The organism is Pseudomonas viridiflava (genome assembly GCF_900184295.1).
GTDB lineage: Bacteria > Pseudomonadota > Gammaproteobacteria > Pseudomonadales > Pseudomonadaceae > Aquipseudomonas > Aquipseudomonas viridiflava.
In genome coordinates this window covers 5414962-5428323 of record NZ_LT855380.1, presented here as the reverse complement: position 1 = coordinate 5428323, position 13362 = coordinate 5414962, and the positions used below count along the sequence as shown (strand labels likewise).

The window sequence follows — 13362 nt, the reverse complement described above, 5'->3', positions numbered from 1 at the left end:
AGACACCGGTCGCGTGATGGTACGTGTGGGTGGGCAGTTTAAAGGAACAATCCGGGACCCGGGCGGCTTCCTTCGGGGAATTTGACGCCCACTTTCTGGATCTTGTTCCCGTCCATGACGGCAACTGTCCAAATAGTTCCATTCCATTCAATCTGGTCGCCCACGATCGGCTCGCCGCGATTCTTCTGCACAATGAACTGGCTGAGCGGCATGCCGGGGTCGATGCCGTCGAGTTTCAGGCCGTAGAGCGCTGCCACATCGCCCAGTTGTGCATCGCCTTCGAGCACGAAGTCGCCGAAGAAGCGCAGGTCCAGACCACGTTGCGGGGCCTGGCTGAACAGTTTGCCCAGCGCGGGCAGGTCATGCTCGTGGCCGATCACGCAGAGCAGATCGCCGACTTCCAGCGTGGTACTGCCGGACGGGTGAAGCAGCTGCTGGCCGCGGAACAGGGCCGCGATACGGGTGCCTTCAGGCATCTTCAGCTCACGCAGTGCCGCGCCGATGCACCATTTCTCTGCACCCAGGCGATAGACAAACAGCTCCCACTCGCTGGTCGCGTGGACTTCAAGGGCGGCGCGGGAGATAGGCGCAGGATCAGGCGGAACCGTGACTTTCAGCAGTTTGGCCATCCACGGCAGGCTGGTGCCCTGCAGCAGCAGCGAGACCAGCACGATGAAGAAGGCGAGGTTGAAGTAAAGCTGCGCATTGGGCAGCCCGGCCATCAGCGGGAACACCGCCAAAATGATCGGTACCGCGCCGCGCAGGCCGACCCAGGCGATGAACGCTTTTTCGCGACCATGAAACGCCTTGAATGGCAGCAGTCCGACCATGACCGACAACGGCCGCGCGACCAGAATCATCCACAGCGCCAGACCCAACGCCGGAATGGCGATAGGCAGCAGGTCGTGAGGTGTGACCAGCAGGCCCAGCACCAGAAACATGCCGATCTGCGCGAGCCAGGCCATGCCGTCGAGCATGTGCAGAATGCCGTGCCGGCTGCGGATCGGGCGGTTGCCCAGTACCAGACCGCACAGGTAGACCGCCAGGAAGCCGCTGCCGTGAATGGCGTTAGTCAGAGCGAAAATCGCCAGACCGCCTGCGATCACCAGAATAGGGTACAGGCCGGCTGCCAGATTGATGCGATTGACCAGCTGCAGCATGATCCAGCCGCCGCCCAGGCCAATGATGCCGCCGATACCGAATTCCTGAATCAAATGCCCCAGCAGGCCCCAGTGCAAACCGGTCTGGCCGCTGGCAAGCATGCCGATCAGGGTCACGGTCAGGAATACCGCCATCGGATCGTTGCTGCCGGACTCGATTTCCAGCGTGGCCGTGACCCGTTCGTTCAGGCCTTTGCCGCCCAGCAGCGAGAACACTGCTGCAGCGTCAGTCGAGCCGACAATGGCACCTATCAGCAGGCCCTGAATCATGTTCAGGTTGAACAGCCAGGCCGCGACCATGCCAGTCAGCACCGTGGTAATCAGCACCCCGACCGTGGCCAGCGACAGGGCCGGCCAGAGCGCCACCCGGAAACTCGCCACCCGGGTTCGCAGGCCGCCGTCGAGCAGGATGACGGCCAGCGCAAGGTTGCCGACCAGATAGGCCGTTGCATAGTTGTCGAAGATGATGCCGCCGCCGTCGACACCCGCCACCATGCCTACCGCGAGGATGATGACCAGAATCGGGATGCCGAGGCGCGAGGAAAGGGAGCTGACCAGAATGCTCGCCGTTACCAGCAACGCGCCGATCAGGAACAGGCTGTTGATGGTTACTGCATCCAAGGGCGGTACTCCATAGAAAACGAATCGAAAACGATGAGAGCGAAAACTGACCATGCAGTCCGCGTGCCAAGGGATTCTAACCTGTTGAAATGGCTGACTGTCAAAGTTTTGCGGATTAATACACAGCGTACCGATGTCCGTGCCGCTACCGGTGCGTCTGCTTTATTCATGTCGTAACTATTTAGGGTCGATCCGCCCTCTGGATCTGATCACGTATGGCTTCCATCCCTGAAGGAACAGGAAGCCATGACTTCTGAAACAACACGGTTACACCTTGCAGACCAGCAACAGCTTCGAAAAAAAGCCCACGAATACGTGACCGACTATCCCGACCTGTACGACATGGCGCGGCGAGCGGCGCAGGCCATCATCTGCAAGCGAATGGGCAAGTGGCTGGACCCCGACAAGGTCTATTGGCACCGGTTCAGCACTGCCGTCAGCAGCCCTCGCACGTTTACCGGCTGGGAGCATGTCGGCACGCCGGTCGAGTCGATGACCATAGTCGAACTCGTGATTCGCCGCTTCAGCCCGCAGGATCAGGTTGCCAGCGACGAGCTTTCGTCTTATGGCGGTTTTTATACCGTAAACGCAGACCACGGCAGGTTCAATGAAACCAACGAGGTGCGATTACTCGCTCAGGACGTGTTGAATGACTTCTGGGCGCTGGATTTCAGCACCGGTTACCGGCGCAAACTGGAACAGTTCTGGAATAACCACGGACAGACGTTCTGCCTTTTGGCCAAGGCCGACTTTCTGGCGGCGGCAGGGCGCTGCGTTGGCAGTAGACAGATTTCGGCGGCTGACTTCGAGTGGTTGATCAGTCTGATTCTGGGTGAAAACAGCGACACGCCGACCCTGACGACCCTCGGTGCTGCCCTGCAATCCGGTGCCAGGGCAGCTTTCCACTGGCTGGATGTCGGCGGTTTCAAGGCTCGAGACATGCTGCGCATGGTCCATGAGCACGGCGCGCAGATCCTCTATATACCCGGCGACAGTCACCCCTTTCACCGATTTGCCGATCGACAAGCGCTGTTCGACTGGCTCAAGGCGCGTTTCGCCGCTGCCGAGACTCGAAGCGAAATGCGCAGCCATTTCATCCGCCCTTCGGCCGAGCAAGCGTCTGGCGCTGCGTTCGATCGATGCATCGACAGCCTGCTCGCTCACGATGGGCAGACAGGGTACGGACTGATCAATCAACTCGAAGCGGCCATCCCTGGCGATCCTTTCGAACTCCTGCGCGACATCGCGAGAGACGAAATGACCGCTGACGCCCACGTCTTGCTGACCAGTAATGTCGAACTGCGCAAGCGACTGTGGATGGGCTATCTCGACGCCTTTCTGCGGGTCAGTGGCAACCTCGCGCTGTTGGGCTGGCCAGTCGCCCTGGCAGTGGTCGGGGCGAGTGCCTTTAACCTGGGGCTGAATATTGATCAGGCAGTGCTCGGCAAAACGGCGGCGCAGCGCAAGGCCGGTGTGCTGGGCTCCATATGCAATGCGCTGTATCTGGCGTTCAACCTGCCGCTGTTGACGGGCCTGAGTCGTGCCGCCGAGGGTTTGACCGACACGCCTGCAACTGCGTCGCTCGCAGACACGCTCGCCAGTCTGAACGGCAACCAGTTGATGCTCGAAGGCGCCATGCCCATGGCAGCCGAAGGAAGGCTGCGAGGCATCTACCGACTGTTTAACGGTGAGACCTGGATCAGGCTGAGCGGATTGTTTTATCGCGTGCGCTTTGATGAGTCGTTGGGGTGCTGGCAGGTGATTGATCCGCATAACCCCTTTGCCTTTTCTGCCGGCCCTCTGGTGGTACTTGATGAGCACGGCGAGTGGCAACCGCTCCCAAGACCGAGCCTGTCAGGCGGCTCCCCTCAGGACGTGCCTTCGGCTGCAGACGCGCAGCCCGTCTCGCATCCTTATGGCACGACGGGTTCAGCGTTCTGGGATCACTACATGCTGATCAACGTTTATGACGAAAAGAACCTGGCCGAGGTGGCCGTCGCGCGTCAGGAAGCGGTCATGGATATCTTTCGGATGGAGCCGGAGGAAGAGGTGGTTTCCGATTCCGAGGGTGAAGACGTGCACATCGATCCATGGGGCGCAAAGCACCGGGTGTTCAAGACCCATGATGCGACGTTCCATGCGCAGAGCATTCGTCGTTACACCGATAATGGCGCAATCTATAACCAGTACCTGCGCACAGGAGAGGTTTTTGAAGGCGACCCGTCGACAGGCATGATCGATATTGCCGAGCAGGTGGAGGACATCAAGCGCTTTGTCGAGGATGTCAGGACGCTGGGTTTCAACAACGACGTCACGCTTTATCGCGGCGGAAGTGGTGAGCGAGGCACGTCAGGTCAGTTCTTCAGAGGCGGGCAGGTCAGGGTCGGTGATGTGCTGACCAATACCGATATCACCTCGTTCAGTGAAAACCCGTACCAGGCCAGGACGTTTGCCAGCAGCCAAGCGGGCACCAATGCCATATCCATCTCGGCACCGGTCAGCTTTGATGACACGTCGGTGGTCTTTGAGCTGCCTGCCAGACAGTACCTGAGCGCAACGCCCATCGCGCCCTTTTCGTCCAGCCCCGGAGAGGCCGAATCTGTCTTCCTGCCCGGTCGCTACTTTCGGATCGAGCAACTTGATGAGGTGCAGGGCGCGTTCTATCGATTCATGAGGGTGCGCATCAGCGAAGTGTTTGCGCCTGACGCCGGACGCAAGCTGCTGGACATGCGCACGGGTGAGCCGTTCAGCCGTGAGCGCTATGCCGCCCGGCTGGGTGCGGCAGGCAAACCGCTCCTCAAGGTGTTTTATCCACAGGCTGTGCCTGCACCGTCATGACGATATCCGGCCCCCAACGTAAATAATTACCCCGAACGGTGCCCCACAAACTGATTAAGTGCATGGCTTTCCTCAAGAGCAAAGACAGGACGTCATGCACTCAACAACTCACAAAACCCGGACGGCAAAAGCTGCTGTCGATGTCTGGACGGACAAGGCGCTTAAAGCCCGTGCAGTCTCTCTCATGGGCGCATATCCGGATCTTTACAGTCTGGCCTTTCAGGTTGCACGCACAATCATTGCCCGGCATACCGACAAGGTACTCGACCCGTGCAACGTGTACTGGCATCGATTCACGAATGCAGACAACAGTGGTCGCACGTTTTCCGGATGGGAGCATGTCGGCCCACCCTCCGAATCCGTCACGCTGATTGAGCTGGTGATGCATCGCTTCAGCGCCAGTGACAACGTTGCCGCCGACGAGCTGAACACTTACAGCGGCTTCTATCACGCAGGGCCCGGCGAGCGGTTTTACAACGAGCACAACGAAGTGCCGATCCTGCCCAGTGATGTGCTGAAGGATTTCTGGGCGCAGGATTTCGCCGCCGACTGCAAGCGCAAGGCCGATACGTTCTGGCGTGATCATGGTCAGGATTTCTGTACCTTCGCCAGGATAAGCCTGTTGTCTTCGGCGGGCCTTGCGGTCAGCAGGAAGCAGCTGCAGACCGATGACTTCGAAACCGTGCTCATGGCTGTCAACGGCAGCCGCGACACCGTTGATGCGTGGGCGACGGTGCAGCAGGACAAGCCATTCACTCCAGGCGTATCCCTGCGGGTGTTCGAGCTTGCCGGTCATGCATCGAGGGACATGCTGCTGATCAGCAACGCTGATGGACGGCAGATTCTCTACACGGCTGGCGCTGAACCGGCGTTTCAGCGGTTTGCCACTGAACAGGCGCTTTATCAGTGGCTGCAAACGCAGATCGCCCAACCTGCCGACAGGGCGGCTCTGGTGTCGCACTTCATTCGTGAAGACCAGCAGCAGACCGCTTTGGGCGCAAGGCTCGCCAAGCTTGTCGTGAAACCGTGGTCAGTTGATCAAAAGGTGATCGGACGCCAAGTCCCGGCGAGCCCCCGGCCTGTGTTCGAGCATCTGCGTGATGTGGCGCACAAGGAGATGAACGAGGATATTCACCGTCAATTGACCAGCAGCGCCAGCTTGCGCAAGCAGATGTGGATCGGCTACCTGAGTGCGTTCATTCGACTGGCGGGCGGTGTGTCGTCGCTGGCATGGCCGATCGCGCTGAGTCTGGTGGGCGCCGGTATCGCGAGCGTCGGTCTGAATATCGATCAGGCCGTCAACGGGCGCACCGCGCAGTTGCGCAAATCGGGCGTGCATGGCGCGATCATCAACTCGGTGTACCTGCTGTTCAATCTGCCGCTGTTGGCGAGCATTGGTCGTACCGCCGAGCTTGCGCCAATTGCGGAGGATCCGGCGGCTGCGCTGGCCGGTCTTGAAGGCAATGAAGTGCTGGAAGACGTACCGGTGGCTGTTGAAGAGCATGCCAGGGGCGTTCATGTTCTGGGAAATGGCCAGACCTGGATCACCCTGGAAGGCTTTCCCTATCGGGTGCGGTATCTGGACGACTTCAAGACCTGGGCCATCGTCGATCCGGAAAATCCCTACGCCTTCAATGGCGCTCGTCCGGTGCGGCGCAATGAGCTGGGCGAATGGGAGTTGCTCCGCAAACCTGTGCTGCGGGGTGGCAAACCACCGCTTGAAGGTGCCAAGCCTTATGCGACGGCCTCGTCACCCTTCTGGGATGCTCACATGCAGTTCAACCTGGCAGAAGAACAGCGTCTTTCCCGCGTCGGCAATGAGCGTCAAAGGGATCTGATGGACATCTATGAGATGGACTCAGAAGAGGAAGTGGTTTCCGACTCCGAGGGCGAGGACGTTGTATTCGATGCATGGCGTGACAAGCACCGGGTCTTCAAGACGGCGGACGACGACTACTACGGCGGAGCGATTACCCGGTATACCGAGGACGATGACGCCTATAACCAGTTCCTGCGCACCGGCGTGCCTGACGGTACGAGTCAGGTCGAGGAGCTGGAGAAACTGATAGAGGACATTGGCGAGATCGAGCACAACAACGATGTGCCGCTGTATCGCGGCGGCAGTGGCGAGCGCGGCACGTCAGGCGAGGTTTTTCGAAAGGGAACACTCAAGGTCGGCGACGTACTGGTCAATACCGACCTCACCTCGTTCAGTGAAAACCCTTACATCGCACGCGTCTTCGCCAGCAGCCAAGGCGGCGTGGTATCCACGCTGCACGAGGGCGAAATCACCTTCGATGACACGTCTGTAGTTTTTGAACTGCCTGCCAAGGAGTACCTGACCGCAACACCGATCAGCCCGTTCTCCAACAGCCCCAGCGAAGTCGAATCGTTGTTCCTGCCGGGCAATTATTTCGAGATAAGCCGCGTCGAAGAAGTCGCAGGCGCCAACTACCGTTTCATGAACGTGCAACTCAGGCAGGTGCCGGTGGAACAGGTCACAGGCCCTGCCTACGACCTGCGCACCGGAGAGCTTTTCAGTCGCGAAGCCTACGCCGCGAAGCTGGGTGAGGATGCGAAAGTACTGGTGGATACCTTCTTTCCGCCACAGGGATAAGGTTCGTCGTGATGCGCATCCGTGTGACGCCGAATCAGAACCACTCGTTCTGCATCGACAGGCACACGTCATCGCGGGCCTGCAGGATTGCCAATTCGTGATGACAGGCCGGTACTTCCCAGGTCAGGAAGTACCGTGCCGCCTGTAACTTACCTTTGTAGAAATCAACGTCGGCCGCGTTGCCTCTGCTCAGTCCCTCTTCGGCACGAATGGCCTGTTCCAGCCAGCGCCAGCCAATCACGGTGTGTCCGAACGCCTTGAGGTACAGCGCCGAGTTGGCCAGCGCGACGTTGACCTTGCCTTGTGCCAGATCGGTCAGCAGGCCGACGGTCACGCCCTGCAACGCCGTTACCAGTTGCTCCAGCGGCTGACGCAGGTGATCAAGCTGACTGTGGGCGCTGGCGCATTGTGTGGTATCGGCGATCAGCCTGACCAGTTGCTTCAGACCGGCACCGCCGTTCTGCGCCAGCTTGCGGCCCAGCAGGTCCAGCGACTGAATGCCGTGGGTGCCTTCATGGATCGGGTTCAAGCGGTTGTCCCGATAATGCTGCTCGACTGGGTATTCGCGGGTATAACCGTGGCCGCCGAGAATCTGGATTGCCAGCTCGTTGGCCTTGAGGCAGAACTCAGACGGCCAGGATTTGACGATGGGTGTCAGCAGATCGAGCAGTTCGTGGGCTTGCTGGCGGATCTGCTCGGTCTCGCCGGTCTGTGCGTCGTCGAACAGACGGGCCGCGTACAGGCCCAGGTCGAAAGCGCCTTCCACATAGGCTTTTTGGGTCAGCAGCATGCGCCGCACGTCGGTGTGCTGGATGATCGACACGGGTGCGCTGTCCGGGCTTTTGTTATCCGGCAGACGACCTTGCGGCCGTTCGCGGGCGTAATCGAGCGAGTACAGATAGCCTGCGTAACCGAGCATGACCGCGCCCATGCCGACGCCGATTCGCGCTTCGTTCATCATCTGGAACATGTAGCTCAGGCCTTGATGCGGCTTGCCGACCAGATAACCGACGCACTCACCGTTGTCGCCGAAATTGAGCGCAGTGGAGGTCGTGCCTTTCCAGCCCATCTTGTGAAACAGCCCAGCCAGCAGCACGTCGTTGCGCTTGCCGAGGCTGCCGTCTTCGTTGACCAGAAACTTGGGCACGATGAACAGCGAGATGCCTTTGACCCCGCCCGGCGCATCCGGCAGCTTGGCCAGTACCATGTGCACGATGTTTTCCGACAGGTTGTGATCGCCACCCGAAATGAAAATCTTGTTGCCGCGCAGCCGATAGGAACCGTCTGCTGCGGGTTCGGCGCGGGTGCGGATGTCGGACAGGGAAGAGCCTGCATGAGGCTCGGTCAGCGCCATGGTGCCGAAGAAACGACCCTCGATCATCGGTTGCAGGAAACGCTGCTTCTGCTCGTCGCTGCCAAAGCTTTCGATCAGATTAGCCGCGCCCATGGTCAGGAACGGGTAGGCCGTGGTCCCGGCGTTGGCGGCCTGGAAGTGAGCGAAGCAGGCTTGCGACAGCAATGTGGGCAACTGCATCCCGCCCGCCTCGAAATCGCGTGCAGCATTCAGAAAACCCGCCTCCAGAAAGGCATCCACCGCAGGTTTGACCTCGGGGATCAGCACCGCGGCACCATTTTCGTAGCGCGGCTCGTTTTCGTCAGCCTTGCGGTTGTGCGGTGCGAAGTACTTCTCGGCAATGGTCCGCGCCGTGCCAATCGCTGCATCGAACGTCTCCCGAGAATGCTCGGCAAAGCGCTCGCGGCGGATCAGGGCTTCGGCATCCAGCACTTCATACAACTCGAAAGCCAGATTACGGGAACTGAGCAGCGACTCGGACATGGCAACGCACCTTGACTGGATGTCGCACCAGTCTAGGCCGCTGAACGGGGAGGGGGTAGCAAGATTGATGCGGGTGATGAAGGTCAGTGAGCAGTGGGTATCGTGGCGTCTGCCTGAGTGTGACGCAGAGCGTCACGGGATGCATGCCCACGCGGAGCGATGGGCACGATCAGTGTGTGACGCCAATGGTCAATCAGCCGATGGTCATCAAGCTAGCATTACCCCCCGCCGCTGCGGTGTTGACGCTCAACGCCCGTTCGATCACCAGACGTTCCAGCGGGATGTTGGTCTCGCCGTGGGACAGGCCGTTGACGCCGACAATGGCACCGCTGCGTTGGGCGATCTGCTTGCAGATGGCGCGCAACTGGTCCGAGTCGCCGTGGTGCAGGACCGCGTCGATGATCACTTCGTCCTTGGTCCAGTCAGGCACCAGCTTGATGCGTGCCTGAATCTCTTTCGGCAGACGGGCGCGCAGCGGTTTGCTGATCTCCGTTTCCGGCCAGACGGCCGAGCTGCCCACCGCCAGCACTGCGGCCAGTTGGGTCAACAGATCGGTTTCGTCGTCCGCCAGGCACAGCACGTGCTCGCGCGGCAGGATTGCGTAGCTGTTGCGCTCGCCGGTCGGGCCGGCCAGTTGACGAGTGATGCCGCTCTGCGACTGCTCGGCGTACTGGCTGCACAACATATCCAGCGCAGCATGCTGATGGCTGGTCGCCCAGCTTTTCAGTGCCTGCAACGGCTTGCTCATCACTTCGCGCAGACGCAGATCCGGGGCGGACAGGGCGTCGCCACGTACGAATGACTTCTCGATGGCATCCTGAGGGCGGGTCGACAGCAGGCGGTACAGGTACAGCGGACCACCGGCTTTCGGGCCGGTCCCGGACAGGCCTTCGCCGCCGAATGGCTGAACACCCACCACAGCACCGACGATGTTGCGGTTTACGTAGACGTTACCAGCATGGACGTTGTCGATCACCTTGGCGATGGTCTCGTCGATGCGGGTGTGAACGCCCAGCGTCAGGCCATAACCGGAAGCGTTGATCTGGGCGATCAACTGGTCCAGTTCCTTGCGCTTGTAGCGCACCACGTGCAGCACGGGGCCAAAGATCTCGCGTTGCAGTTCGTCGAAGCTTTCCAGCTCGATCAACGTCGGCATCACATAGGTGCCGCGCTTGAGTTCGGCGCTGTCGGCAATGGCCACCTGATACACGGTGCGGCCCTTGTCGCGCATGGCCTGGATGTGTTTCTCGATGCCGGACTTGGCTTCGGCGTCGATCACCGGACCGATGTCCACGGACAGACGCTCAGGGTTGCCCAAACGGCTTTCGGCCATCGCACCCTTGAGCATTTCGATGACGCGGTCGGCAGAGTCTTCCTGCAGGCACAGCACACGCAGTGCCGAGCAGCGTTGACCGGCGCTGTCGAAGGCCGAGGAGACGACGTCGATCACCACCTGTTCGGTCAAGGCCGAGGAGTCGACGATCATGGCGTTCTGGCCGCCGGTCTCGGCGATCAGCGGAACCGGACGACCCTGCGAATCCAGACGGCCGGCCACGTTGCGTTGCAGCAGACGGGCGACTTCGGTGGAGCCGGTGAACATCACGCCTTTGACGCGCTCGTCACCCACCAGTCCGGCACCGACGGTTTCGCCGCGACCCGGCAGCAGTTGCACTACGCCTTCAGGAATACCGGCTTCCAGCAGCAGGCGCACGGCCTGCGCGGCGATCAGTGGCGTCTGTTCGGCAGGCTTGGCCAGTACAGGGTTGCCTGCGGCCAGTGCAGCAGCCACCTGACCGCTGAAAATCGCCAGCGGGAAGTTCCACGGGCTGATGCAGACCACAGGCCCCAGCGGGCGATGGGCGTCATTAGTGAAATCATTGCGTGCCTGCACGGCGTAATACCGCAGGAAGTCCACGGCTTCGCGCACTTCGGCAATGGCGTTGGCGAAGGTCTTGCCGGCTTCGCGGACCAGCAGGCCCATCAGCGGCTGGATCTCGCCTTCCATCAGGTCGGCGGCACGCTCCAGAATGGCGGCGCGTTCGGCGGGCGGCGTGGCCTGCCAGATCGGACCGGCGCTCAGGGCGCACTGGATGGCGTTGTCGACATCCTGAACGGTGGCTTCCTGAACATGGCCCACCACGTCACGCAGATCGGACGGATTCAGTGCCGCGTTGGCGACGCCTTCGCTGGCCGGACAGCCGAGCATCGGCGCGGCTTTCCAATCATTGTGTGCCGTGGCCAGCAAGGCCGAAGACAGCGACGCCAGACGGTGTTCGTTGGCCATGTCGATGCCGCTGGAGTTGGCGCGTTCGCTGCCGTACAGATCGCGTGGCAACGGAATGCGCGGGTGCGGCAGGCCGAAACCGCCTTCCTGCGTCGCCATGCGTTCGATCTGGTTGACCGGATCGGCCACCAGTTCCTGAATGGAAATGGTGTGGTCGGCGATACGGTTGACGAATGACGTGTTGGCGCCGTTTTCCAGCAGGCGACGCACCAGATAAGCCAGCAGCGTTTCATGGGTGCCGACCGGTGCGTACACACGGCACGGACGGTTCAGCTTGCCATCGGCGACCTTGCCTACAACCTGCTCGTAAAGCGGCTCGCCCATACCGTGCAGGCACTGGAACTCGTACTGGCCGGGGTAGTAGTTCTGACCCGCGATCTGGTAGATGGCCGCCAGGGTGTGCGCATTGTGTGTGGCGAACTGCGGGTAGATGACTTCCGGTGCCGCCAACAGCTTGCGGGCGCAGGCGATGTAGGACACATCGGTGTACACCTTGCGGGTGTAGACCGGATAGCCTTCCAGGCCTTCGACCTGAGCGCGCTTGATCTCGCTGTCCCAATAAGCGCCTTTCACCAGACGAATCATCAGGCGATGGCGGCTGCGTCGGGCCAGATCAATGACGTAGTCGATCACGTACGGGCAGCGTTTCTGGTACGCCTGAATCACGAAACCGATGCCGTTCCAGCCAGTCAGTTGCGGCTCGAAGCACAGGCGTTCGAGCAGGTCCAGCGACAGCTCCAGACGATCGGCTTCTTCAGCGTCGATGTTCAGGCCGATGTCGTATTGCTTGGCCAGCAGCGTCAGCGACAGCAGGCGAGGGTACAGCTCTTCCATCACGCGCTCGTACTGGGCGCGACTGTAGCGAGGGTGCAGCGCCGACAGCTTGATGGAGATGCCCGGGCCTTCATAGATGCCGCGACCGTGGGAAGCCTTGCCTATGGAGTGGATAGCCTGCTCGTAGGACGCCAGATACTTCTGCGCGTCGTGTTCGGTCAGCGCGGCTTCACCCAGCATGTCATAGGAATAGCGGAAGCCCTTGGCTTCGAAGCGGCTGGCGTTGGCCAGGGCTTCGCCGATGGTTTCGCCGGTGACGAACTGCTCGCCCATCAGACGCATCGCCATGTCCACGCCCTTGCGGATCATGGGTTCACCGCTCTTGCCGATGATGCGGCTCAACGATGACGTCAGGCCTGCCTCGTTGTGCGTGGCGACCAGCTTGCCGGTCAACAACAGGCCCCAGGTGGCAGCGTTGACGAACAGCGACGGGCTGTTGCCCAGGTGTGGCTGCCAGTTGCCGTTGCTGATCTTGTCGCGAATCAGCGCATCGCGGGTGCCTTTGTCTGGAATGCGCAGCAGCGCTTCGGCCAGACACATCAGCGCGACGCCTTCCTGCGACGACAACGAGAATTCCTGCAGCAGACCTTGAACGATACCGGCACGGCCGCCAGCGCTCTTTTGGTTGCGCAGCTTTTCGGCGATGGAGGCGGCGAGCTTGTTGGCAGCTTCGGCCATTGGCACCGGCAGGCGCGCCTGCTCCAGGAGCATCGGCACGACTTCAGGCTCTGGGCGACGATAAGCGGAAGTAATGGCGGCACGCAGAACGGACTGCGGCTGGATGCTTTCGGCAAAGTCCAGGAAGCACTGCAGTCCGGCATCGTCGGCCAGCTCGCCACGGTCATCGCTGTCCTTGCTCGCAGAACCGTTGAGTTCCAGCAGGGTTGCACCACTCTCCAGCTTTTCCAGGTAATTGAAGATCGCCTGCTTGATCAACCAGTGCGGGGTCCGGTCGATGGAGTGGGCGGCTGCTTTCAATCGCTCGCGGGTCGGGTCGTCCAACTTGACGCCCAGAGTGGTGGTGGCCATGTATTGTCCTCATTGTAGCCACTACGAACGTGGCATCGGCTTTGGCGCAGATTAGCCTCGCACTGGTATGAGGTGCAACCGGGTGCAACCTTTTTTTCAGAATATTTCACGCCGGTGTCACAGGTTTATGATCAAAAACAGC

At 60.6% G+C, this 13362-nt stretch carries 5 protein-coding genes; 2 read left to right on the top strand and 3 right to left on the bottom strand.

Annotation, left to right across the window (positions count from 1 at the left end):
• Positions 1-38: 38 nt before the first annotated feature.
• Positions 39-1781 carry a potassium/proton antiporter gene (locus CFBP1590_RS24320; protein ID WP_004884361.1) on the bottom strand — a complete coding sequence of 581 codons (1743 nt, stop codon included), beginning with the start codon at positions 1779-1781 and terminating at the stop codon, positions 39-41.
• A 246-nt stretch (positions 1782-2027) separates the two neighbouring features.
• Between CFBP1590_RS24320 and CFBP1590_RS24315 the strand changes: the two genes are divergently transcribed.
• Positions 2028-4619, top strand: coding sequence for a dermonecrotic toxin domain-containing protein (locus CFBP1590_RS24315; RefSeq protein WP_088236079.1), 2592 nt, complete (start codon positions 2028-2030; stop codon positions 4617-4619).
• Between the two features lie 94 nt (positions 4620-4713).
• Entirely contained in the window at positions 4714-7236 is a 2523-nt protein-coding gene (locus tag CFBP1590_RS24310; RefSeq protein WP_145958185.1) for a dermonecrotic toxin domain-containing protein, read from the top strand.
• A gap of 34 nt (positions 7237-7270) precedes the next feature.
• On the opposite strand, the gene CFBP1590_RS24305 is transcribed toward CFBP1590_RS24310, so the two are convergent.
• Both CFBP1590_RS24305 and putA read right to left on the bottom strand, forming a co-directional pair.
• On the bottom strand, positions 7271-9073 hold the full coding sequence (locus CFBP1590_RS24305) for an acyl-CoA dehydrogenase (protein WP_088236077.1): 1803 nt from the start codon (positions 9071-9073) through the stop codon (positions 7271-7273).
• A gap of 193 nt (positions 9074-9266) precedes the next feature.
• Positions 9267-13220: a trifunctional transcriptional regulator/proline dehydrogenase/L-glutamate gamma-semialdehyde dehydrogenase gene (gene putA / locus CFBP1590_RS24300; RefSeq protein ID WP_088236076.1), complete on the bottom strand. Its 3954-nt coding sequence runs from the start codon at positions 13218-13220 to the stop codon at positions 9267-9269.
• Positions 13221-13362: the final 142 nt, after the last annotated feature.

Bases quoted from the DNA above. Each gene is read 5' to 3' on its own strand.
- CFBP1590_RS24315 (WP_088236079.1), top strand. From the start codon at position 2,028: ATGACTTCTGAAACAACACGGTTACACCTTGCAGACCAGCAACAGCTT.
- putA (WP_088236076.1), bottom strand. From the start codon at position 13,220: ATGGCCACCACCACTCTGGGCGTCAAGTTGGACGACCCGACCCGCGAG.
- CFBP1590_RS24305 (WP_088236077.1), bottom strand. From the start codon at position 9,073: ATGTCCGAGTCGCTGCTCAGTTCCCGTAATCTGGCTTTCGAGTTGTAT.
- CFBP1590_RS24310 (WP_145958185.1), top strand. From the start codon at position 4,714: ATGCACTCAACAACTCACAAAACCCGGACGGCAAAAGCTGCTGTCGAT.